26 protein-coding genes are annotated in these 22,621 nt (G+C 35.7%); 21 read left to right on the top strand and 5 right to left on the bottom strand.

Annotated elements, in window-relative coordinates; all coding sequences use genetic code 11:
* Positions 1 to 83: 83 nt before the first annotated feature.
* The 6 genes from CS937_RS05770 (at position 84) to CS937_RS05745 (ending at position 6,090) form a co-directional block, all read left to right on the top strand.
* Complete coding sequence (locus CS937_RS05770) at positions 84 to 593, top strand: DinB family protein (protein ID WP_099157501.1); 510 nt, start codon at positions 84 to 86, stop codon at positions 591 to 593.
* A 78-nt stretch (positions 594 to 671) separates the two neighbouring features.
* A complete protein-coding gene (locus tag CS937_RS19945) occupies positions 672 to 899 on the top strand; it encodes a DUF1697 domain-containing protein (RefSeq protein ID WP_425445450.1) in 228 nt (75 codons plus the stop codon).
* Between the two features lie 376 nt (positions 900 to 1,275).
* Entirely contained in the window at positions 1,276 to 1,836 is a 561-nt protein-coding gene (locus CS937_RS05760) for a glycerol-3-phosphate acyltransferase (protein WP_245835700.1), read from the top strand.
* A complete protein-coding gene (locus CS937_RS05755) occupies positions 1,833 to 3,467 on the top strand; it encodes an aminotransferase class V-fold PLP-dependent enzyme (RefSeq protein WP_176555761.1) in 1,635 nt (544 codons plus the stop codon). Before CS937_RS05760 ends, CS937_RS05755 begins: the two co-directional genes overlap by 4 nt.
* Positions 3,439 to 5,289 carry an LTA synthase family protein gene (locus CS937_RS05750; RefSeq protein ID WP_099157500.1) on the top strand — a complete coding sequence of 617 codons (1,851 nt, stop codon included), beginning with the start codon at positions 3,439 to 3,441 and terminating at the stop codon, positions 5,287 to 5,289. Before CS937_RS05755 ends, CS937_RS05750 begins: the two co-directional genes overlap by 29 nt.
* Before the next feature lie 126 nt (positions 5,290 to 5,415).
* On the top strand, positions 5,416 to 6,090 hold the full coding sequence (locus CS937_RS05745; protein ID WP_099157499.1) for a phosphatase PAP2 family protein: 675 nt from the start codon (positions 5,416 to 5,418) through the stop codon (positions 6,088 to 6,090).
* Between the two features lie 74 nt (positions 6,091 to 6,164).
* Here the strand turns inward: CS937_RS05745 and CS937_RS05740 are convergent, their stop codons facing one another.
* On the bottom strand, positions 6,165 to 6,575 hold the full coding sequence (locus CS937_RS05740) for a DUF6376 family protein (RefSeq protein ID WP_099157498.1): 411 nt from the start codon (positions 6,573 to 6,575) through the stop codon (positions 6,165 to 6,167).
* Positions 6,576 to 7,098: 523 nt separating this feature from the next.
* Here CS937_RS05740 and CS937_RS19940 point away from each other — a divergent pair.
* From CS937_RS19940 to CS937_RS05720, 5 genes are read left to right on the top strand one after another with little or no spacing between them, the layout of a single operon-like run.
* Positions 7,099 to 7,515 (top strand): DUF4181 domain-containing protein, encoded by a 417-nt coding sequence (locus CS937_RS19940; protein WP_099157497.1) that lies wholly within the window; start codon positions 7,099 to 7,101, stop codon positions 7,513 to 7,515.
* 41 nt (positions 7,516 to 7,556) lie between these two features.
* On the top strand, positions 7,557 to 8,030 hold the full coding sequence (locus CS937_RS05730; RefSeq protein ID WP_099157496.1) for a GNAT family N-acetyltransferase: 474 nt from the start codon (positions 7,557 to 7,559) through the stop codon (positions 8,028 to 8,030).
* 18 nt (positions 8,031 to 8,048) lie between these two features.
* On the top strand, positions 8,049 to 8,216 hold the full coding sequence (locus CS937_RS19395) for a hypothetical protein (RefSeq protein WP_176555760.1): 168 nt from the start codon (positions 8,049 to 8,051) through the stop codon (positions 8,214 to 8,216).
* A 24-nt stretch (positions 8,217 to 8,240) separates the two neighbouring features.
* Entirely contained in the window at positions 8,241 to 8,810 is a 570-nt protein-coding gene (locus CS937_RS05725; RefSeq protein ID WP_099157495.1) for a histidine phosphatase family protein, read from the top strand.
* Between the two features lie 33 nt (positions 8,811 to 8,843).
* Positions 8,844 to 9,188 (top strand): VOC family protein, encoded by a 345-nt coding sequence (locus CS937_RS05720; protein WP_099157494.1) that lies wholly within the window; start codon positions 8,844 to 8,846, stop codon positions 9,186 to 9,188.
* A 320-nt stretch (positions 9,189 to 9,508) separates the two neighbouring features.
* Here CS937_RS05720 and CS937_RS05710 read toward each other — a convergent pair whose 3' ends face one another.
* Complete coding sequence (locus CS937_RS05710) at positions 9,509 to 9,973, bottom strand: GNAT family N-acetyltransferase (RefSeq protein WP_099157492.1); 465 nt, start codon at positions 9,971 to 9,973, stop codon at positions 9,509 to 9,511.
* A gap of 10 nt (positions 9,974 to 9,983) precedes the next feature.
* Entirely contained in the window at positions 9,984 to 10,763 is a 780-nt protein-coding gene (locus tag CS937_RS05705) for a class I SAM-dependent methyltransferase (RefSeq protein ID WP_099157491.1), read from the bottom strand.
* A gap of 186 nt (positions 10,764 to 10,949) precedes the next feature.
* On the opposite strand from CS937_RS05705, the gene CS937_RS05700 reads away from it, so the two are divergent.
* From CS937_RS05700 to CS937_RS05675, 6 genes are all read left to right on the top strand, one after another.
* Entirely contained in the window at positions 10,950 to 11,126 is a 177-nt protein-coding gene (locus tag CS937_RS05700; RefSeq protein ID WP_099157490.1) for a YjzC family protein, read from the top strand.
* A 103-nt stretch (positions 11,127 to 11,229) separates the two neighbouring features.
* Positions 11,230 to 11,814, top strand: a complete 585-nt coding sequence (locus tag CS937_RS05695) for a DedA family protein (RefSeq protein WP_099157489.1) — start codon at positions 11,230 to 11,232, stop codon at positions 11,812 to 11,814.
* A 40-nt stretch (positions 11,815 to 11,854) separates the two neighbouring features.
* Positions 11,855 to 12,421 (top strand): DUF6241 domain-containing protein, encoded by a 567-nt coding sequence (locus CS937_RS05690; protein WP_099157488.1) that lies wholly within the window; start codon positions 11,855 to 11,857, stop codon positions 12,419 to 12,421.
* A 282-nt stretch (positions 12,422 to 12,703) separates the two neighbouring features.
* Positions 12,704 to 14,179, top strand: a complete 1,476-nt coding sequence (gene putP, locus CS937_RS05685; RefSeq protein WP_141554329.1) for a sodium/proline symporter PutP — start codon at positions 12,704 to 12,706, stop codon at positions 14,177 to 14,179.
* Between the two features lie 137 nt (positions 14,180 to 14,316).
* Entirely contained in the window at positions 14,317 to 15,417 is a 1,101-nt protein-coding gene (ddlA, locus tag CS937_RS05680; protein WP_099157486.1) for a D-alanine--D-alanine ligase, read from the top strand.
* Positions 15,418 to 15,564: 147 nt separating this feature from the next.
* Positions 15,565 to 16,359 carry an HAD family hydrolase gene (locus CS937_RS05675; RefSeq protein ID WP_099157485.1) on the top strand — a complete coding sequence of 265 codons (795 nt, stop codon included), beginning with the start codon at positions 15,565 to 15,567 and terminating at the stop codon, positions 16,357 to 16,359.
* 115 nt (positions 16,360 to 16,474) lie between these two features.
* Here the strand turns inward: CS937_RS05675 and serA are convergent, their stop codons facing one another.
* Positions 16,475 to 18,058 carry a phosphoglycerate dehydrogenase gene (serA, locus tag CS937_RS05670; RefSeq protein ID WP_099157484.1) on the bottom strand — a complete coding sequence of 528 codons (1,584 nt, stop codon included), beginning with the start codon at positions 18,056 to 18,058 and terminating at the stop codon, positions 16,475 to 16,477.
* A gap of 27 nt (positions 18,059 to 18,085) precedes the next feature.
* On the bottom strand, positions 18,086 to 19,231 hold the full coding sequence (locus CS937_RS05665) for a pyridoxal-phosphate-dependent aminotransferase family protein (RefSeq protein ID WP_099157483.1): 1,146 nt from the start codon (positions 19,229 to 19,231) through the stop codon (positions 18,086 to 18,088).
* 207 nt (positions 19,232 to 19,438) lie between these two features.
* Between CS937_RS05665 and sspO the strand changes: the two genes are divergently transcribed.
* The 4 genes from sspO (at position 19,439) to CS937_RS05645 (ending at position 22,508) form a co-directional block, all read left to right on the top strand.
* The gene (gene sspO, locus CS937_RS05660; protein ID WP_099157482.1) at positions 19,439 to 19,588 is read left to right on the top strand and encodes a small acid-soluble spore protein O; all 150 of its coding nucleotides are present in this window, start codon (positions 19,439 to 19,441) and stop codon (positions 19,586 to 19,588) included.
* A 164-nt stretch (positions 19,589 to 19,752) separates the two neighbouring features.
* Entirely contained in the window at positions 19,753 to 20,919 is a 1,167-nt protein-coding gene (locus tag CS937_RS05655; protein WP_099157481.1) for a TraB/GumN family protein, read from the top strand.
* Between the two features lie 49 nt (positions 20,920 to 20,968).
* On the top strand, positions 20,969 to 22,204 hold the full coding sequence (locus CS937_RS05650; protein WP_099157480.1) for a hemolysin family protein: 1,236 nt from the start codon (positions 20,969 to 20,971) through the stop codon (positions 22,202 to 22,204).
* Between the two features lie 22 nt (positions 22,205 to 22,226).
* A complete protein-coding gene (locus CS937_RS05645) occupies positions 22,227 to 22,508 on the top strand; it encodes a hypothetical protein (RefSeq protein ID WP_099157479.1) in 282 nt (93 codons plus the stop codon).
* Positions 22,509 to 22,621 lie beyond the last annotated feature (113 nt).

The following is a 22,621-nucleotide window of genomic DNA, read 5'->3' as shown; positions in this document are numbered from 1 at the left end:
CCACTAGATTAAGCATTATGGAGAATCTTGATAACATAAGGGAGAATTTGAGGCAATTGAATACATAGATTGGAAGCGATGCAATGGAATTTAAAATTTCAGAGTTAGACGGATACTCTCCACAAATTGGACATTTGATTTTAATGATGAATTACGCCAGATACACGACACTAGATGCAGTAAAAGGGTTAACCACGGAACAGCTTGATTACTTAGTCAACGATGAAAGTAATTCTATTGGGGCATTGTTATTACATATCGCTGCAGTTGAAATAGGGTTTCAAATTGAGATATTTGATAGTCGAAAACCTAACCAAAAAGAAATGTTTGAGTGGGGTGCTGCGTATGAGCTTGGGGATTTAGGACGAGCTGAAATTAACGGAAATCCTCTGGAGTTTTATGTTGAAAAGTTAAACCAAGTTAGAAATAGAACATTAAAAGAACTGAAACAAAGAGATGATGAATGGTTGTATGAGGAAAGACTTTGGGGAAATGACAACTCTAATAATTATTTCATTTGGTTTCATGTATTTGAAGATGAACTAAACCATAGGGGGCAAATACGGATATTACGTAAGATGTTGCCTTTTTAAGTAATACAGATATAGCAAAAAATGAGGAAGGAGGTTCTCATATGACTAGTTATGTTGCTCTACTACGTGGGATAAACGTTGGGTGAACATAATAAATTAAAGATGGCAGATTTGAGACAATTACTTGAAACAATGGGTCTAACTAATGTAAAAACATATATTGCAGATTTACCTTCCCAAGAAGGGATTGCCGAACTACATAGCTTTAAAAATGGAGACGAGTTTCAAATAAAGGATAAAGAAGTTTATCTGCTTCTTCGCCAAAGTATTCGCAAATCCAAATTAGCCAGTCATTTAGGAAAATGAGCTTAGGGTACTTCTCTAAGCCTTTTTTAATAGGTAAGAAAGTAAAATTTAGGCTTTGTTCAATTTTCTACAGAGTTGGCCATGTCCAATGTCCAGCTCCAGCGATCAGAGACTGATGGACTTCCCCTCATCTCCGTATGATAAGGTCAACATCGATTCGCTACTCATCCGAGTTTCCTTTATCTCCTGCGTAGGAATGTTACGACTAAAACCGCCGCTTTGCGCGGCAACGCCGAACCACCTGCTTGGCAGTCTCTAAACGGGCGCTTGCGCTTTTCTTATGTGAATTGTCATCATCATCAATGAAACCCATATTCCTTATTGGATATTAATGTTAAAATAATGGTAGAAAGTTTTGTTAATATAATTGTAAGGGGTGAAGTCTCTGCTAGAAGTTATTTTTGTTTGCATATCCTATTTATTTGGATGCCTGAATGGAGCTTACTATGTTGGAAAGTTAGTTTCAAAGAAAGATATCAGGGAACTTGGAAGTTCTAATGCAGGTGCTAGAAATGCCGGACGAATATTTGGTCGTTCCGCATTTGTATATACTGTTATTATTGATGCTTTAAAAACGGTAGTACCATTAACCATTGCATTTTATATCTTAGATATCACTGGATTGTTATTAGGGGGTATAGCATTAGCAGTTTTACTTGGTCATATCTGGCCAGTGCAACTTCAGTTCCGGGGTGGAAAAGGTGTAGTTGTATATTTGGCTATCGCTTTAGTACTTGCACCAATCACACTGCTAGTAGTTGGTTTAACGGTGTTAGTAGGTTTAAAGATTAAGAGAAGCTTTACTATCGTTGGTTTAATTAGTCTTTCCATTATTCCTGTTACATTACTAATAGTATCAAGATTTATGCTGGCAGGAATATTTTTAGTAATGCTATCAATCGTTATACTTGTACATAGAAATGGGGATTTGAGATGAGTCATACTACACAATTTTTGTATAAAATCGCAGATCGTGCTGATGAGATGGATCAAATTCATCAATTAAATTACAAGACTTTCGTTGAGGAAATTCCACAACATGAATCAAATGAGGAACGAAAATTAATCGACCGTTTTAACGATGAGAATACATATATAATTGCAAAAAAGAAAGATGAGGTCATTGGTATGATTTCTGTTAATGGAAAACGTCCTTTTTCCTTAGATCAAAAGCTTGCTAACCTTGATGACTATTTACCTGAAGATGCTTCTCCATGTGAAGTACGTCTACTTTCGATAAAAACAGCATATCGTGGTGGGCGAATTTTTTACGGGTTATGTGAAAAGTTGGTCGCTTATTGTTTGGAAAAAGGGTACAATATGGCCTTGATTTCTGGAACTGTAAGACAAACGAAACTATATAAACATATTGGCTTTAAGGCATTTGGGCCACTCGTTGGGACCGAGCAAGCATCATACCAGCCAATGTACTTAACGAAGAAGAGTTTTGAGTTATCATCTAGAGTCTTCCAAAGGCTAATACAAAGGGAAGAGAAAAAATTTTATCATAACTTTCTTCCTGGCCCTGTTGAGATTCCCAACGTCGTAAAGAAGGCATGGCAAGCACCAGTAATTTCACACCGCTCGTCTAGATTTGATGAGGTTATAAAAAATGTACAAATTCGATTAAGTAATCTAACCAATGCAAACTTTGTAGAGGTTGTTATAGGAACAGGTACTCTCGCAAATGATATGATTGCTGCACAGTTGTCTGTTCATTTTGATAAAGGGTTAATTTTAGCTAACGGCGAATTTGGTGAACGATTAATCGATCATGGAAATAGATGGGGGCTTTCTTTTGAAAAAATTCATAAGCAGTGGAACACATCTATTTCTATAGAAGAAATAGAAAGTGTTTTAGTAAACAATCCAGACATTCAGTGGCTTTGGACGGTTCATTGTGATACGTCTACTGGATATGTTTTCCCATTGGAAGAATTGCGGGGCGTTTGTGAAAATCATGATGTACATCTATGTGTCGATGCATGTAGTACTGTTGGCGTGATTCCAGTTGACTTAGACGGTGTATATTTAGCGAGTACAGTTAGCGGGAAAGGATTAGCTTCTTATCCGGGAATAGCTATGGTATTTCATCAAAAAGAAATTTTACCAAATGAAAAAATCCCGAATTATTTAGATATAGGTCGATATCAAACAGCTAATAGTGTACCTTATACACATTCTTCAAATGGATTGTTAGCATTAGAGGCAGCGTTAAATAATCCTCAACCATCAATGAATGAGCTGACTGATAGGATATGTCGTGAATTTAATTCCACGGGCATGGTTGTGCTTAGGGGATATGGGTATTCGCCAGGTATCATAACGGTTAGTCTGCCAGAGGAAATGTCGTCAAGGAATTTTGGTGATCGTTTAAAAAAGTATGGGGTACATGTAAGCTATGAAAGTGGTTATTTACTTAGAAAAAATTGGTTTCAACTTGCATTAATGGGTGAACAGGAACATGAAAGTGTCATGAAAGCAATTGAAATAATAAAGAATCAATATAAACAGTATTTTGAAGAAAAGGGTAAAAAAGATGAAAAAAATCACAGCCTATTTATCTAATCATATTATTGCTACTTCAGTCATTTTTTTGTGGATCAAAACAGTAATTGTTACGTTATTATGTTTTGACCTGACAATTGTCTCATGGTTGGATATTGTTTTACTGATCATTAGTCCGATTGGAACGTTAATGTTGATTATTGGTATTAGTTTCCTTTTCAGTAAACGTGTCCATCCAATTAGTTTAATCGTTATTTATGTTTTGGTAACGGGACTTTTATATGCAAATCTACTTTATTATCGTTTTTATATCGACTTTGTTACCGTATCTGTTCTCCTCCAATTGAGCAATGTTGGAGGATTGGGGCCTAGTACAGTAGAATTACTTTCCCCTTTTGATGTATTGATATTTATTGATATTTTTATTATTGGATTTTTAGTCTTTATCATGAGAAAAAAACGGAAGCAAATAATTATGCCAGGAAAAAGAAAATATGCACTTTCTGGATTAGGAATGATTGCTATTACGATTGGTATAGGTGTTATCCAACATCCATATCTACTTGAAACAGAGTATGACCGTGAACAACTTGTTGAATCTCTTGGCCTATATAATTATCAATTAGTTAATATGATTTATGGTGTGAAGGCTCCAATTGAAAAGGTTTTGTCAGATGAAGCAGATGCCAAAGCAGTAAATACGAATATACAAACTCATGCTACTGAGCCAACAGATACGTTTGGTATAGCTAAAGGAAAAAATGTTATACTTATTAGCTTAGAATCGACACAAAACTTTGTTATTAATGAAACTGTAAATGGAGAGGAAATAACGCCTTTTCTTAATGACTTAATTAAGGATAGTTTTTATTTTTCCAATATATATGATCAAACAGCTCAAGGAAAAACATCTGATGCGGAATTTATGGTGGATACGGGATTATACCCGCTACCGAGTGGCTCTGTTTTTGTTCGTCGCCCTGAAAATGAATTTCAATCACTGCCGCTTATTTTGAAGGAGAATGCTGATTACAAAGCTTATACCTTTCATGGTAATGATGCCGAGTTTTGGAATCGAGATCAAATGTATCGCACACTTGGTTATGACCATTTTTATTCAAAAAAGAATTACGATATAACGGAGGAAAACTCTATTAATTACGGAATTAAAGATATTCCTTTTTTTGAGCAATCTATGGATGAACTTTCGGAATTACATAAACCTTACATGGCGAAATTTATCACGTTATCCAACCATTTTCCTTTTCTTTTAGATGAGAAGGACCAAATGATTGAACCAGCTAATACAAAAGTAGATGTGGTCAACCGATATATTACCACTGTGAGGTATGAGGATGCAGCACTTAAACGATTTTTTGAGTTATTAAAAGAGAAAGGTATGTATAAAGATACACTATTTGTGATTTATGGTGATCACTATGGAATTTCGAAAAAATATGAAGCGGGAGTTCATGAATTGCTTGGACAGGATAATACTGCTCTTAATCATCTTGGATTACAGCAGGTCCCATTAATTATTCATATGCCTGGTCAAGAAGGTAGAATAGTAGATACAATCGGAGGCGAAATAGATATTCGTGCAACATTGCTTCATCTACTGGGGATTCCTAATGATCATTATGTTTCATTAAGTAAAAATTTGTTTACGAGAGATAATGACAAACCAGTTATTTTTAGGGATGGAGGTATGGTTACAAGTGATTATGCTTATTTAGATAATGTGTGCTATGACCGAAATTCTAAACAAACAGTTGACAGTAAAAAATGCTCGCCCTATTTAGATTTGGTACGGAAAGAGTTACAGATATCTGACAGTATAATAATGGGAGATCTCTTCCGTTTTTTAAATGAAGAACGGTAAAAAAGTATACAAAAAGTGGCTAACAGGAATACTATGCGGGACACGTTCGGGATACGGGGGTAGGTTCCTCGTCCCAAATTGGTTATGTATATGCTGTCTTGCTAGTTATTGTGAAAGGACTTTTTTATGCGATTATCACACAAAAGAAAACAAGGATTTTTAATTGCTGGCTCTCTTTTGTTGATGTTAATAGTTATTACATTGGGCATTGCCTATCAGGATCCGGTTTGGTCCGATCTGAATAGAAGGGTAGGATCTAACCTATATAATTTTCTGGACGAGGTATGGATTCCCGTATTTGCTATCATTACGAACATTGGATCAGGATATTTCTCGTTGCCACTAACTGGATTGTTAGTCATGTATTTCTTATTGCAAAGGAATTGTTGGATTGCTGGTTTAATAGCATTCAATATTATCGGTGTACGTCAATTCAACCATTTACTGAAATCGATTTTTGAAATTGCCAGACCTAATCTAGAGCATTTAGTACATGCGGGTTATTATAGTTTTCCAAGCGGTCATACCATGAATTCTACAGCATTTTTTGGATTGCTAGCATTCTTACTTAGCCGTTACATTGTGAAAACAAAAAAGCAATCGATTTGGATCTGGTCGATTGCATCTATATTAATTTTGCTAATTGGTCTTAGTCGAGTTTATCTAGGTGTTCACTATCCAATTGATGTTTTGGGCGGCTTTGCTGCAGGTGGGGCATGGTTGTTCGTAAGTATTTGTATTCATTCTTTCCTACCAATAAAAGAACGTGAAACCGGAGAAAAAGGACAAATTAGGGATTAGGTGGGACAAGAGATCAGGTTGCTTGCTTCGCTTTAAAATCGGGACATGGATACCATGTCTCGATTTTAACTTTATTATGATCCTAATTGTTCAATCTGATTTAACAGCTCTGTTATGTTACCAATGGTTTGAAAAATTTCCGATTGTTGCAGTTGATCGATTGCTATTTCACCACTCTGTAGTACATTATTTGTCGCATCCAGTAACACTTCGCTTTTAGATTCTAATTCCTTATGAATATCCGCTGCAAAATCAGGCGCTTCAAGTTCCATGAAGTCTTGGATATTTCCTTTTAAATTTTCCAACCTAGACTCCAATTCTGCTCCGTCAAGTGAGGTAGCTTCTTCTGCAAATGTACTAAGATTATTAATATACTCTGTTGATTCATTAACGTAGTCTAAGGAGTTATTGGCATCCTCTAACATGGAACATCCACTTAGGACGAAAAACACCATCACGATTATCAATGCAATTTGTTTTTTCATTCATTTCTCCTTTCAAATTCTTTAACTTAAAGATAGCATCTATCTTACTATATGTCGCGAATTATGATTAATTATGTAAAGATAAACATTATTCCAGCCAAAATCGGTGGTTTTTGTTCAAATTAAGCCAGTTTTTTCACAAAGTTTAAATGAATATAACCCGCATTAAATGTATATTTATACCGGAGTGGCTTGATATGGAGCCTCTGTGGGCATGCATTCCTAGCCAAGAAGCCAGCAGTCTAAAGACTTGGCTTGTCGAATAGGCTAGCATACCCACTTCTCCATATCAAGTCGTGCAACGCATTTTATGCAGTTTATGCATCTGAAATAATTTGAAAATCGCAATCTGAAATAAAGTGAAAGTTTACATTAATTACGGAACAGGGGATCATGTTTCGTAATTTTATTATTAATTGGGACAAGGAGCCTGTCCCTCTGTCCCGTCAAATTATGGTATAGTATATAAAGACTAATATTCTAACTATTCTAAATCACAACATAGAAGCTTAGGAGGCCAATTTTGTCTTTTTTTAAGTTTGTAAGCTTAATATTCCTTCTGTTAATCATATTCTTTTTATTGGATATTATCATGAGAAAGTTGCTTAAGGTTAAAAGAAAGAAACGTTTCTTAATAGAATTTGTAAACGATTTTCACAAAGTAGGTTCCATAGTAATAGCGGTTATATCTGCTGTGATTATTATAATAAATGTCAATTATTCCTATCCCCCTCCAATCGAAATGACATATCTAATTTGTATAATTTTTATGGTCCAACATGGTTTTCATGCATTCATGCAATGGAAATATCCTGTTATCGAAAGGGAGTATATAATTACACTTATACATATTTTTTTCTTTTTAATTATTTTCTTCTTAATCGAAAATTGGATAGATTGGATTAAGCAGGTGGCAATAATAATTATAATATTAAATTGAATAAATTTATCAGTATTAGGCGTAGGAAAGGGGAGCTTATTGTGGAATTTACTATAAAAAATATGAATGAAAAACTTGCGACTGAGATTTTAAAATGGAAATATGTAAAGCCTTATGATTTTTATAATAATGAATTGGATGATGAATCGTTACAGGAGTTTCTAGAAAACCAGTATTTTGCTGTTGTTGATCAGGATAATGATCTATTTGGATTCTTTTGTATCGGGGATTCAGCTCAAGTACCCGCTGGGAATCAATATGGTGCGTATCGTGATGATATGGTGGATGTTGGATTTGGGATGAAACCTGACCTAACTGGACGGGGTTATGGAATTAAATTTTGTTCATTTATTTTTCGTTACGTTCATGAGAACTATAAAGATAAGGACTTTCGCCTTACAGTAGCAACGTTTAATGAACGAGCAATCCATTTATATGTAAAACTGGGGTTTGCTAAGAAGATGGCATTTGATACGGATTCAGCTGAGTTTATAACGATGGTTAAGGAGAATTGAGTTTTAGAGGTGTTTTGTTTGAGTAAAGAAATAGGTAAAAATTCGTCAAAGAAAAAATCTAGATCAGATAATTTTGATAAAGTAAATACTGCAACGGATGTTGGTTATTTTGGGTGTTTAGGCTGTGGAAGTATTGGAGCTTTATTTTTGACTGTATTAATGATCATTACATTTAGTATGAATTAAAGTCTGGAATTGGAGGGATAAACATTGTCCACTACAATATACATGGTACGTCATGCAAAATCTCCATTTATATTTGGAAAAGAAAGAACAAGGGGATTATCTAATGAAGGGCAAATAAACGCAAACAAAGTAACGGAGTTGTTAAAGGATAAGCAAATTGATGTGATTGTTTCAAGTCCCTATACAAGAGCAATTCAAACAGTACAGGGCCTTGCTACCTGCAAAAGATTAACCATTAAGAAATATGAAGAGTTAAGAGAAAGACCAATAAAAGGATTAAATTATAAAGTATCTGAACAAGAAATGTTAGAAGCTATCAAACTATCTTTTGAAGATAAAGAGTATTGTTTAGTAGAAGGTGAATCGACGTTACAAGCTCAAAATCGCTCAATTCCAATCGTTAGGCAACTATTAAAAGAATACGAAGGAAGAAATATTGTTATAGGAACACACGGGAACATTATGACAATCATTATGAATTACTTTGATGGCCGTTATGGCTATGATTTTTGGGAAAGTACATCGAAACCTGATATATATAGATTGGTCTTTAACAATGAAAATTTAATCGAAGTTGAGAGATTGTGGGATTAGTACATAAGGCTAAGAGAAGGAGCTGTATTACATATGATTAAAAGAATTGATACTATATGTTTAACCGTTAGTAATGTTGAGAAATCAAGCAATTGGTATCACGAACTACTCGGGTTTAAAGAGGCTTTTAGTGGAAATGGATATCGGATTTTAAGTGTTGGAAATAGCGACGTACCTTTAACTATTGAAGAGGGAGATACATCCTCAATGGAGAATAGAGCATATCCAATATTTTTTACTAGGGATATTGAGCAAATATATAAGAAATTACAGGATCATGGTGTAAATGTAAGTGAAATACAAAAAGATGGAGTAAATACCTTTTTTGACTTTTTCGATTTAGACAATAATAAGCTGCAAGTGTGTTTTTGGGAATAAAATTAAAGCTATTGGATATTGGAAAGAAATGAGGAGAGATTTTATGAGTGAAACAAAAGGTTTTAGGAAATTTGAGATTGTCTTTCATATACTTATCACTTTGTTTGGATTAGGGATAATTACTTCATATATAGTAAATGAATTTCAAATACTGTATGTAATCCTAGGTGTAGGAATAGTGGGTAGTAGCCTTTTTCGACTTCTTAAGCTTCTTAATAAAGGGCAGTTACAGGAGTGATAAAAATGAAAACAGAAATACAAACTGCCCTACATTAAGTAATAGACTAGTAGTGAAATGGTTTTTGCTATTCAGTATAAACTTATAAAATCTTTGCTAAATAAACACGTTCTTTATCCTGTTTATCGATAATAAACCCATTATTTATGTATAGATTAATTGCACTATCCCATTCTTTATTGGTTTCCAACACAAGTTTGGGGTAACCAATTTTTTTTGCGTAATTCTCTAAGTGTACTAACATTCGTTGGGCAATTCCTTGTCGTCTGTATTGCTTTTTCACAGACATTCGTTCAATCCTGCCAACTTCATCTCGTACTTTCGTTAATGCACCTGTACAAATAACGTGATCTTGATGAAGACCTACAAAGAAAGCATAACCTTCCTTGTTATAGTAGGTATAAATGTTGTTTAGATCAGGATTGTATGAATGGTCGATAAAACCAAAACGTTCGTTGAACCCTGCAAGTATAAGGTTTTTTGCATCGATTTGGTATCTCTCTGTAATTTTTATGATTTTCAGTTGAGTAATTAAAGAAACACGCATTCTTTCACCTCTATTTTTTAGTAGCTACCCAAATTGTCCAGCGGTCTTTTTCAACAATGTTACCAGTAGAATGTAACGCACTGTTGATATATTCAGCTAGTTGATTAAGTTCACTGTTCGTTAATTCATGTAAAATGGAGCGGCCATTTCGTGAACGTATGTCCGTTAATAATTCGTTTTTGGATGGGTATATATTTCTTGTTTCCCAAAATTTAATTTTATCAATTCTGGTGAAGCCAGCACTTTTTAATTCTTTTGTGACAGCCTCACTTGTATAGCGTCTCTTTACCTCAAGCTCTGCTAAATAAGGGAATTTAGAAAAAATATATCCTCTAATATGATTGACAGTTCCTTCAAGCAAACTATCAGTAGGAGTTCTGTCCTGAATCAGAAGTATTCCGTTATGTTTTAGAATTCTGAATGCTTCAGAAAAACAGGATGCTAAATCGTGCAAATGATGAATTAGTGCTCGTTCTACTATTAAATCATACGATTGGCCTGATAAACCAGTATTATAGGCATTTCCAAGTTGAAAGTTTATCTTTTCATAGCCACGACAATTTGCTTTTGCCCCATCAAGCATAACTTTAGAAAAATCTATACCAGTTATGTTAGGAATTCCCATTTCCGATAGTGCCTTGGAATAGATTCCCCCGCCACAACCAATATCTAATGCATGAAAAATTTCTTTATTACGTAATAATTTTTTAATTTGTGCTTGCCAATCATCATTTGCTTTACGTGTGGTATAACTTTGCTTGTTGTTTGCATCATGGAAATTTATTGTCATTTTAATCATCTCCCTTTACTTATAGAATACGCGATCATTACCGATGAAAATAATACATATTTCCAATCATAAGTAATAAATAATAATTATATATTCACTGGTATTTTCTTTGCTAAAATTTGTATAAAAATGCTTAAATTACACATTTTAAAAAGAGATGAGATTGGGAAAGAGGAGTGATGATAGATGGGGGAGTATAGCCATTTACGTTTCGGACAAAAGGCGCCGAATAATGGTGTATTCAGAGAAATTGGTGAGACAGGTAGTAGTGTAAGCGATCCGAAAATAGTTAAGCTAAAGGACGGAGAAAAATTCCCGCAAAACTCTAACCACGATCGTGTTTGGACATATGAGAAAAGCTAAAGAAGGAAAGGTGGGGCAAGGGGTCAAATTTCTTGTCCCACCTTCATTTTTAACTGGGACAATGGACCTGACCCCTTGTCCCAGCTAGAAAGTAGGAAATGTTATGTTTGAACAAATTATAGAATGGCTTGGTGCGATTGGGAAGCCGGGTTTATATATGGTGATGTTGCTAGAGGGTTCTTCTTTACCTTTTCCGGGGGTCATTTTGGTGCTTTCATTTGGATACATTTTATCTCCTGACTACCTGGATACTGCTTTTCTAGCGTTGAATATGAGTATATGTTATAGTCTGGCCAGTCTAGTACCGTATTTTTTGGCGATGAAACTTGAAAGCCTTATTTCAAAAAAGTTGAAAAAGGGTTTGGACAAAGGAAAAGCATTTTTTAATCGATTTGGGGTGTGGAGTATAGCATTATCGCGACCGTTAGGTGTTGGAAATTATATATCTTATATAGCTGGAATGAGCAGGATTAATGTATTAAAATATTTTATCTTAACATTAATCGGAATTTATCCCTGGTCATATGTGATGATTTTTCTGGGGGATTATTTCAACGGAAGTTATGAGGCATTTAAGGGCTTTTTCGATACATATAGTACGTACGTGTATATAGCAGCAGGAATAGTTATTATAGTGGTAATTGTATATTTCTTTTATAAAAAGTCAAAAAAGGATTTTACGTCTTAAACTAGAAATATAATTCATAGAGATTTTCTGGAGGGATTACATGAAGAAAGCTTTAATTTTTGTTTTATGTTTAATACTTTTAGCTGGCGGGGCTTTTTGGGGTACTTATAAATGGCTTGAGGGAGAAGACGAAGATATTGCAAAAAGTGAGAAGACTGCAAATGCAGAGGAAGCGGAACGAGAAGAAATTCAGGAGCAACGCGAAGAAATAGAGGGAACGATTAGTGAAGAAGACTTAACTGCTTTTAAGGAAAAAGGTCTTAATCCGTTTGGTGACGATACGAAAATGGAGGAATTAACGGATATTAGGTATCAGGAATATATTCATGGTATGTCACATCAAAAAGTAAAGGCAAGCAAAAAATGGGGGTTTTATGAAATACATCCAGAGCGTATTCAATGGCTATTACAAGGGCTGGGTAAGGTGGATTTAGAGCATGAAAAGGTATACCGAGAAATATTGAAGAAATGGAGTGAAGGGGATTTTGCTAGTGCAGATGATGACCATAATGCCATTTGGAGTATTCAGGGTGGTACTGTCGGAAAAGCAATAGGAGTAATGAGTGTAGCAGAAGAGCAAAAATATGTGAATGCTCAGAAGGATTAACCAAAAAGAGTATTCATCGAAAATACTTGATTGACAATTCCTAATCTTAATTCTTTTGTATTTTTTGCAAGCGTATTCATCCCTATCACAATAGTATGGTAGGGATGTTTTACGTTAAATCGCTTTTTATGACTTAGCTTGAATAAGCGCCCAGTCAATGTTAACTTATATAACCGTTGATGTTTTTAGTTTGCTTTTATTTGCTTCTAGCATTTGATCATCGCCTGATCAATAGAAGTATAACTTTGAAAAAGTAGATAATAAATTAGAAGGAGCGATTTGGTGGAGATCGGAGTATTTATTTCGCTGGGCATTTATATGGTCGGCATGCTATTAATTGGATATTGGTCATATCGAAAGACGTCCAATTTATCAGATTATATGTTAGGAGGACGTGGATTAGGTCCTGCTGTTACAGCATTATCAGCTGGCGCTTCTGACATGAGTGGTTGGATGGTAATGGGTTTACCTGGAGCCATGTATGTTACAGGGGTAGCTAGTGCCTGGCTTGCAATTGGGCTTACGGTGGGTGCATATTTGAACTATATTATCTTGGCACCTAGGTTAAGAACGTATACAGAAATTGCTAATGATTCCATTACTATACCGGATTTTTTGGAAAATAGATTTCATGATTCATCTAATATACTAAGACTTGTTTCAGGTCTTGTTATTCTTATCTTTTTTGTTTTATATGCTTCAGCAGGAATGGTATCAGGTGGTAGATTGTTTGAAAGTGCATTTGGCATGGATTATAAGATTGGTCTATTTGTAACAGTAGGAGTCATTGTAGCCTACACTCTTTTTGGAGGCTTTTTGGCTGTGAGTATGACTGACTTTGTACAGGGTGTTATCATGTTTGTAGCTTTAATATTAGTTCCTGTTATTGCCTTAACAGAGGTTGGTGGAACTGAGACATTGTTGGATGACTTACAACGAATTGATCCTACCCTTTTAGACTTTTTTAAAGGCACATCCGTTCTTGGAATTATATCTTTCTTAGCGTGGGGGTTAGGATATTTTGGACAACCTCATATTATTGTACGATTTATGGCAATTAGTTCAACAAAAGAATTGAAAACAGCTCGTCGAATTGGAATTGGTTGGATGATCATCTCTATCGCTGGAGCAATGCTTGTTGGACTTATCGGTGTTGCTTATTTTGCGGATCATCCAGGTCAGCTTGGTGATCCAGAAACTGTTCTGATCGTTTTTGCGGAAGTACTATTTAACCCATATATAACTGGTTTTATTTTAGCGGCAATCCTTGCAGCGATCATGAGTACAGTTTCATCACAGCTACTTGTTACATCAAGTGCTGTGACAGAGGACTTCTATAAAACTTTCTTTAGAAGAAATGCATCTGACAAGGAGCTAGTTCTTGTTGGTCGATTGGCTGTTCTAATTGTAGCGATTATTAGTTTAATCCTTGCCTATTCGCCAAATGATACAATTTTAGGACTAGTTGGTAATGCTTGGGCAGGTTTTGGGGCAGCATTTGGTCCTGTTGTCCTATTAAGTTTGTATTGGAAACGAATGACAAAATGGGGCGCATTAGCTGGAATGATTGTTGGTGGAATCACTGTTATCATCTGGTTAAATATACCAGGTTTATCTGATTTTCTTTATGAAATAATACCTGGATTTATTTTAAGCCTTGTTGCAGTCATTGTTGTTAGTTTACTAACAAAAGATCCAGAAAAACAAGTACAAGAACAGTTTGAAAAAATGGAACAAAAAATGACAGAAACAGAATAAACTTTATAAAGAGGTAGCATCACATCGCTTGTGATGCTATCTTTTTTATAAGGGACGTTGGGTGGGACACGGGGTCAGTCCCCGTGTCCCAGCCCCATGTCTCGCTATATTCCTATTAATTGAGGGAGAGGGTATTGATGAAAGGGAAAATTAGAGTGGGGTTAATTTTTGGTGGGAAATCAGCTGAGCATGAGGTATCACTACAATCTGCAAAAAATATTGTAGATGCGATGGATAAGGATAAATTCGAAATAACACTTATCGGTATAGATAAAGAAGGAAAATGGCATTTGCATGATCGATCACACTATTTACTTAATGATGAAAATCCGAAGCTAATTGAATTAAATAAGACAAATAAAAATGTCGCTATTGTTCCAGGAGAAAATAATAATCAATTGTTAAACGTTAGTGAATCGGTGAGTCTAGACCAGTTAGATGTAGTGTTTCCAATTGTCCACGGAACGCTTGGTGAAGACGGGAGTACACAAGGAATGTTACGGCTCGGAAATATACCATTTGTAGGTTCCAATGTACTAGGGTCAGCAGTATGTATGGATAAAGATATTGCCAAACGATTACTTAAAGGATCGGGAATTGAGGTAGCAAAATCGTTGACCTTTAGAAAGCATCAGCAAAAAAATATTTCCTTTGCTGAAGTAAAAAATACCCTGGGTACACCATTTTTTATTAAGCCTGCTAATCAGGGTTCGTCTGTTGGTGTCAGTAAAGTAAAGAACGAAGAAGAATTTAATAGAGGAATAAAAGAAGCATTTGATTACGATCATAAACTATTAATTGAAGAAAATATTGTTGGTCGGGAAATTGAATGCTCCGTATTGGGGAATGAAGAACCGATTGCTTCGTTACCTGGTGAGGTCATGTCACAAGGAGACTTTTACTCCTATGAAACAAAGTATATTGATGAAAATGGGGCGGTATTGAAAATTCCAGCTGATATGACGGAGAAAGAAGTACAATATGTACAGGAAACTGCTGTGAATGCTTTCCAATTACTAGAGTGTGAAGGTTTAGCACGGGTAGACTTTTTCCTAAAAGAGGATGGTAAGCTTGTATTAAATGAAGTGAATACACTACCAGGTTTTACAAAGATTAGTATGTATCCGAAGTTATGGGAAGCAAGTGGGATATCATATGCGGAGCTTATCGAACGACTTATAGCTTTGGCAATTAAGAGGCATCATCGTGATGAGGGCTTGAAAAGTTCAATAGATTAGTTTTTTAAATTCGTAAGGTCAGTTACTACATTGTGTACGGACCTTTTAGTTAACCATTTGTCTTACATGCGGAATATTAGACTAAATTTGTTCGGAATTGTTGTATAATTAGTAGAAAATCTTATATTTAGAAGCGGAGATGAATACATGATTAAAGCACTCCTGTTTGATTTGGATGATACCTTGCTTTGGGATAAAAAAAGTGTTCAAGAATCTTTTAAAGCAACCTGTGAACTAGCCGAGAAAAGGTATGGTATTGACCCACTATTATTAGAAGAAAAAGTTCGGAAAAATGCCCAAATGCTATACGCTTCATACGATACATATAATTATACGCAGATGATTGGGATTAATCCATTCGAAGGTCTATGGGGAAATTTCACAGATGAAGGGGAAGCTTTTCGTAGATTAAAAGAGATCGTTCCGGGCTATCGCAAAGAATCATGGACTAGAGGGTTAAAGGATATGGGAATAAATGATTCTGAATTTGGTCATCAACTGGCAGAGGCTTTTCCAGTTGCGCGTATAGAAAATGCATTTGTTTTTGAAGAAACATTTAATGTGTTGGATCAGTTAAAAGGGGATTATAAGTTGTTGCTGCTGACGAATGGTTCACCTGAATTACAGCAAACAAAATTAAGCATAACACCAGAGCTCTCACCATATTTTGATCACGTTATAATTTCAGGGGCGTTTGGAAAAGGAAAACCAGATCCTTCTATTTTTGATCATGCGTTAGAGCTTCTTTCAGTTCGAAGAGATGAAGTAATGATGATTGGGGATAATTTGTTGACGGATATTCTTGGTGCAGCTAGAGCCGGCATAACATCTGTGTGGGTGAATCGTAATGGAAAAAAAGTAAATGAAGTTGTTCCAGATTATGAGATTGCTAGTTTGGAGGAGCTTTTCTCGATTGTTGATAAAGGTAATCAATTGGGGTGAACAGAATAAGCTTATTTCTGATATTCATCAGGCGTTTTGCCAATGGTTTTAGCGTCATTGTTATACTGTCTTATAAAAAGCGGCTTCCCAACCCGATGGTACAGCCGCTCATTCTCTACAAATCTATCGCAGTAACATCATTAATTTCATCTAACGCTTTCAATTCTTCCAATCCGTCTTTTTCTAGATGTTTATCAACTGTCAGCATCATGATCGCATCTCCGCCAACGTCAGATCGATCCACCTGCATAGTAGCTATGTTGATTTGGTGTTGTGCTAAGAGACTTCCCATTCGACCAATTACACCTGGCTGGTCTTTATGATGAATAACAATTATATGTCCTACTGGGGTAAAGTCAACACTGTAGTGATCCACCTTCACAATTCTTGCTCCTAAGCCATTTAGTAACGTTCCAGACACACTTCGTACATCTGATTTCGTTTTGACTTTAACTTTAAGTAAATTAGTAAAGCCTTTAGCCTGAGAGGTTTTATTTTCGTGTATTGTTATTCCTTTTTTCTCGGCAAGATAAAGGGCATTTACATCGTTTACATGATCACCGAGATGTCGTTTTAATAGCCCTTTTACAGTATTTCTGGTTAATGGAGCTACTTCTACTTCCGATAAATCTCCAGCATAATAGATATTCACTTCTTCAATTGCTTCCTGCGTTAAGTGGATAAGAAACAATCCTAATTGTTCCGCTAAATTAAAGTAAGGTTCAATTTTGTTCATAATAGCTTTTGGTACGGATGGCAGGTTAACGGGATTCTGCACAGTTCCCCCGTTTAAAAAGCTAATAACGTCCTGACAGACATCAATTGCAACATTTTCCTGTGCCTCAACTGTACTTGCGCCTAAATGGGGAGTAGCAATTACTTCCGGCAGCTCTAGCAATCTATTATCGAGGAAAGGTTCTTCTTCAAAAACATCCATTGCGGCTCCTGCAACTTTTTTAGAAATGATTGCCTCATACAAAGCATCCTCATCGATTATTCCACCACGGGCACAGTTAACAATTTGTACACCATTTTTCATGAGCTGAAAAGCCTCGGCATTAAGCAAGTGCCTAGTTTCCTTCAGCAACGGTGTATGTACCGTAATAAAATCCGCTTCTTTTAAAACTTCTTCAATTGTTCCATACCCAATTCCCATTTTATCTGCTTTTTCTTCCGTAAAAAAAGGATCGTATGCCATAACATTCATTCGTTGGCCTTTAGCTCGGTAGGCAACTTCTGTACCTATTCTACCTAGACCAATAATCCCGAGCGTTTTGTTTTTTAATTCAACACCAAGATATTTTTTTCGTTCCCATTGCTGATTTTTAAGTGCATAGTAAGCTTGCGGAATGTTTCTGGACATAGCCATAAGCATCGCCATTGTATGTTCTGCTGCTGAATTGGTGTTGCCGTTAGGGGCATTAACTACAATAATTCCATGCTCAGTGGCGGCATCAAGGTCTATATTGTCTACTCCGACCCCTGCACGGCCAATAATTTTCAAATTAGGAGCCTTGCTAATTAATTCACGTGTTACTTGTGTTTGGCTTCGTACTAATAGTGCATCGAAATCTGCAATTTTATCCCCTAGTTTCTCGGGTGTTAAATCCGTATCAATTACAATATTTACGTTTTCTGCATGCTGAAGGGATTGAATACCTTCTTCACTAAGTGGATCCGAGATTAATATACGAAACATGACGACAAATCCTCCTTCATGAAATTTCTAACCAATGTAAAGCTCCTGAGCAGCGCGTGTTCCTTTACCAAGATCAATAGCCTTACCAATCTTTTGTAAGCCAATTTCAATGATACCAATTATTTGCAGCACATCTGCCGGAGAACAGTAACCCATATGACCAATACGGAAAATTTCTCCTTTCATATGTTGTTGGCCACCAGCTACTTCCAGACCGAACTCTTTTTTGATCATACTTCTTAGATCTTCCGCTTGAAAATCGGCTGGTTTAATCGCTGTTATAGTCGATGATGCAGAATCATCACTTGTAAGCAAGGGAATATCATGTGCACGGAATGCTGCCCTTGTCATGTTCTTCATTAACTGATGTCTTGTGTAAACCTGTTCAAGACCTTCCTCTTCCAAAAGCTTGAGAACTTGTTCCAAACCAAATAAAAGTGATAAAGCAGGTGTAAATGGTGTAGCATCATTTACTAAATTATCTTGGTATTTTTTTAAATCCAAATAAAATCGTGGCCGTTCATTTGCATCCATAACCTTCCAAGCGCGGTTACTTGCTGAAACAAAAGTTAAACCAGCGGGTAGCATCAATGCTTTTTGGGAACCTGTAACCAATATGTCTATGCCCCATTCATCCATCTTAGTCTCAACGCCACCGATACAGGAAACACCGTCTACAATAAATAATGCGTCTGAATGATTATGTACAACCGTTGCAAGCTCCTCAATTGGATTCATCACACCTGTGGAAGTCTCGCAATAGGTGGAAAATACCGCTTTGATCGATGGATGTTCTTTTAGATACGCTTCAACAGATCCAGGAGATACGGATTTTCCCCACTTAATGTCCAAACGATGGGTCTTAATCTGATATTCCGTACATATTTTAGCAAACCGATCACCAAAGGAACCTGTAACAATGACTAAAACTTCATCACCTGGTTTTACCGTGTTGACAACTGCGGTTTCCAGTCCCGCAGTTCCACTACCAGTAATAATAAGAACATCCTGCTGTGTACCGAAGATAGGTTTCAGTTTTGGTTTAATTCTTTGTAACAATTCCTTCGTTTCCTGGCCACGGTGTCCAATCATTGGCTTGCCCATTGCCCTTTGCACACTTGGGGGAATTGGACTTGGACCAGGAATTCTTAATAATTGCTGATCTGGTAGCATTATTATATTCTCCTTTCTAATAAAAAACGCAAATCTGTTTGTTTTAAAGAGACTTACTATTACGTAGGTAGTTAAAATATTTTCTAGCATAGCAGAATCAAGAATATTGTCAATTAATTTAATTAATTTTAAATATATTTACTATTATGGGGGACTTGGATAAACAATTTTTGTTTAGACAAAATAATAGAATGGAGGTGTTTACTAATGGGTAAAAAGAAAAAAACAAATAATGGAGTTAGCGATGAACAAGCTGTAAGAGGGGAAATGTCAAGACAATATGATCATGAATTTGCTAATGAACCACTAACAGCGAATGAAAAGTACAACAATAAAAAAACAAAAAAACGACAATAATCAAAGGTTAGCCATAGCATATAAACGAATTTTGTATGTTATGGCTTATTCTTTAGATAAATTAATTCTAATTTGGTCTAATCTAGTTTATCATTGATATATAGTAGAAATTATCGAAAAAATGAGTGTCTGGAATAAGGGAAGTTATAAAAGGAAGGTAGTTTATGTCGGAAGAAAATATTACGAGATTAAATTTAAATGGTAAAGAATACATACTTATTGGGACTGCCCATGTATCAAAACACAGTGCAGAACAAGTAAAGGAAGTTATTGAATCAGAACAACCTGCCTCTGTTTGTATAGAATTGGATGAACAACGATACCAATCCATGATGGAAGGCAGCAAGTGGAGAGAGACGGATATCTTTAAAGTCATAAAAGAGAAGAAAGCCACGTTACTTTTAATGAATTTAGCTATATCTTCCTTTCAAAAACGGATGGCAAAACAATTTGGTATTAATCCCGGCCAAGAAATGATGCAGGGCATTGAATCGGCTAAAGAAACAGATGCAAATTTAGTGTTAGCTGATAGAAATATTCAAATTACATTTTCTCGCATATGGGGTAGTATTGGCTTAAAAGGAAAGGCAATACTTCTCATGCAAGTGATTGGGAGTATTTTTAGTAAAGAAAGCATTTCAGAAGAAGAATTGGAAAAAATGAAGTCACAGGATATGATCGATTCCATGCTTCATGATTTCACGGATAACTTTCCTAGGTTAAAGAAGCCATTAATTGATGAGCGAGATCAATATCTTTCTCAGAAAATTAAAGAGGCACCAGGAGATAAAGTTGTTGCTGTTCTTGGGGCTGCACATGTTCCGGGGATTAAAGAAGAAATTAAAAAAGAACACGATTTAGAGCGACTTTCGGAGCGTCCGCCTAAATCAAAGGTACCAAAGATTATTGCATGGACAATTCCTATCGTACTCCTTGCGATTATTATCTATACCTTTAATGTAGATCCATCTGCTGGCCTGCAGCAAACGCTTAGTTGGGTATTGTGGAATGGAACCTTGTCAGCAATAGGAACGGCAATTGCCTTAGGACATCCACTTACCATTCTTACTGCGTTTGTCGCAGCACCAATTACATCTTTGGATCCAATAACTGCAGCTGGTTGGTTTGCTGGCTTTGTACAAGCTTATTTCCGTAGACCTACTGTTGCTGATTTTGAGAATCTACAAGAGGACGTTTATAGTGTGAAAGGTTTTTGGAATAATAAAGTGACTAGAATTTTACTTGTTGTTGTTTTTGCCAATTTAGGAAGTTCGTTAGGAACATTTATTGGTGGAGCAGATGTCATTCGTTTGTTCATTGAGAATTTATAGGTGAATTGGAATTGAACGTTAACGGATATACATAGGGAGGAATTTTCAAGTGATCATTGCGATCATTATTTTACTAATTGTTTCATTTTTCTTTTCCGGTAGTGAAACAGCTTTGACGGCTACAAATAAAATGAGACTTCAAACAAAAGCTAGCAATAATGACAAAAAATCAGAAAAACTATTAGAATTGGTCTCTAAACCAGGTGAGTTTATTACGTCTATTTTAATAGGAAATAATATCGCAAACATTATTCTACCGACGTTAGTTACCATGGTTGCGCTTGACTATGGATTCAATGTGGCTATCGCATCAGCTATATTAACAATTGTTATTATTATTTTTTCTGAAGTGATTCCGAAGTCAATTGCCGCCGCCTTTCCGGACCGAATAGCCTATACTGTTTATCCGGTGATACGATTTATCATTATTATTTTCAAGCCACTAACACTGATGCTCAATTCTATTACTGGGTTTATCATCAAACTGCTATCGAAAGAACAGGAAGAGAACATGTCTATTTCTAAAGAGGATTTAAGAGCTATGGTTGATATTGCAGGGACAGAGGGAACATTTAAACAGGAAGAATCCCATCGTATTAAAGGTGTTCTCGATTTTTATAATTTGAATGTGAAAGATGTTCTTAAAACCCCTCGGGTAGAAATTGTAGCCCTTCCAAGTACGGCAAGTTTTGAAGAGATAAGAGACGTTGCAATTCAGAATCCATTTACACGTTACCCTATCTATAAAGAAGATATAGATAATATTGTCGGTGTGTTTCATTCAAAATATTTGTTATCCTGGTCAATTGAACAAGGGAAGTCACTTGAATCATTTAGTGACACGGATCCTATGATAATTTATGAATTTCAATCAATCGAATGGGTATTTCGGAAAATGACGCAGGAGAAAAAGCATATGGCAATTGTATTAGATGAATACGGTGGAACAGAAGGAATACTTACACATGAAGACGTAATAGAAGCAATGATAGGCTTGGAAATCGAAGACGAAATGGACCAAGTAGGCGATCAGCTTGTGGAAAAGGTAACAGAAACCGAAATAATATGTGATGGTAAAATTCCTTTACACCGATTAAATTCTATATTTCGTACGGCAATACCCGAAGAAGAGGATGTTTTGGCAGGTTATTTGTTAAAAGAATTTAATTACTTTCCGACCGTGGGTGAAACGTTAAATAGAAAAAATTTAACGTTTAGCATATTAGGAGTCGAAGGTAGAACGATAAAGCGAGTCGAAATTATAAAGAATGATACCAATTCATAATTTTTAAAGCTGGAGGGTTTTCATGCATTTGATAGCTGAACAGCCGTATATTAAGGTTGAAAGGCAAGTAAACAGTATCGAGCAAAAAGATATTGAACACGAACGTACACTATACTTATATGACGATAAAGTTGTTACGCAGCACCGGGAGTTTCCAATTCAGGATGTACTTGATATAACATATCGAACAGTAGGCGGGGAAGGTGGTTTGCTTTATCTGCACACTAGTAGAGGCCTGTACGCTTATACGGTGAAATCATCACCTAAGTTGTTTATAGAAGGATTTAAGGAAATTGCGAAATGAGATAATAACATAATAAACAAGTGAAAACAGAGAATATATCTGGGTTCACTTGTTTTCTTAAATAATATAAGTCAATTTCTTTTATTCATTTCTTTTTTATGTTAGGATTTACT

This window comes from Virgibacillus ndiopensis (assembly GCF_900187325.1).
GTDB classification, from domain to species: Bacteria; Bacillota; Bacilli; order Bacillales; family Amphibacillaceae; genus Virgibacillus_E; species Virgibacillus_E ndiopensis.
This window is presented reverse-complemented; position numbering and strand designations above follow the sequence as displayed.

Excerpts from the sequence above, each read along its gene's own strand:
- CS937_RS05705 (WP_099157491.1), bottom strand. The coding sequence starts at position 10,763 with ATGACAATAAATTTCCATGATGCAAACAACAAGCAAAGTTATACCACA.
- CS937_RS05690 (WP_099157488.1), top strand. The coding sequence starts at position 11,855 with ATGAAGAAAGCTTTAATTTTTGTTTTATGTTTAATACTTTTAGCTGGC.
- CS937_RS05770 (WP_099157501.1), top strand. The coding sequence starts at position 84 with ATGGAATTTAAAATTTCAGAGTTAGACGGATACTCTCCACAAATTGGA.
- CS937_RS05665 (WP_099157483.1), bottom strand. The coding sequence starts at position 19,231 with ATGCTACCAGATCAGCAATTATTAAGAATTCCTGGTCCAAGTCCAATT.
- CS937_RS05695 (WP_099157489.1), top strand. The coding sequence starts at position 11,230 with ATGTTTGAACAAATTATAGAATGGCTTGGTGCGATTGGGAAGCCGGGT.
- CS937_RS05645 (WP_099157479.1), top strand. The coding sequence starts at position 22,227 with ATGCATTTGATAGCTGAACAGCCGTATATTAAGGTTGAAAGGCAAGTA.
- CS937_RS05720 (WP_099157494.1), top strand. The coding sequence starts at position 8,844 with ATGATTAAAAGAATTGATACTATATGTTTAACCGTTAGTAATGTTGAG.
- CS937_RS05700 (WP_099157490.1), top strand. The coding sequence starts at position 10,950 with ATGGGGGAGTATAGCCATTTACGTTTCGGACAAAAGGCGCCGAATAAT.
- CS937_RS05675 (WP_099157485.1), top strand. The coding sequence starts at position 15,565 with ATGATTAAAGCACTCCTGTTTGATTTGGATGATACCTTGCTTTGGGAT.
- CS937_RS05655 (WP_099157481.1), top strand. The coding sequence starts at position 19,753 with ATGTCGGAAGAAAATATTACGAGATTAAATTTAAATGGTAAAGAATAC.
- ddlA (WP_099157486.1), top strand. The coding sequence starts at position 14,317 with ATGAAAGGGAAAATTAGAGTGGGGTTAATTTTTGGTGGGAAATCAGCT.
- CS937_RS05745 (WP_099157499.1), top strand. The coding sequence starts at position 5,416 with ATGCGATTATCACACAAAAGAAAACAAGGATTTTTAATTGCTGGCTCT.
- CS937_RS05750 (WP_099157500.1), top strand. The coding sequence starts at position 3,439 with ATGAAAAAAATCACAGCCTATTTATCTAATCATATTATTGCTACTTCA.
- sspO (WP_099157482.1), top strand. The coding sequence starts at position 19,439 with ATGGGTAAAAAGAAAAAAACAAATAATGGAGTTAGCGATGAACAAGCT.
- serA (WP_099157484.1), bottom strand. The coding sequence starts at position 18,058 with ATGTTTCGTATATTAATCTCGGATCCACTTAGTGAAGAAGGTATTCAA.
- CS937_RS05740 (WP_099157498.1), bottom strand. The coding sequence starts at position 6,575 with ATGAAAAAACAAATTGCATTGATAATCGTGATGGTGTTTTTCGTCCTA.
- CS937_RS05755 (WP_176555761.1), top strand. The coding sequence starts at position 1,833 with ATGAGTCATACTACACAATTTTTGTATAAAATCGCAGATCGTGCTGAT.
- CS937_RS05710 (WP_099157492.1), bottom strand. The coding sequence starts at position 9,973 with ATGCGTGTTTCTTTAATTACTCAACTGAAAATCATAAAAATTACAGAG.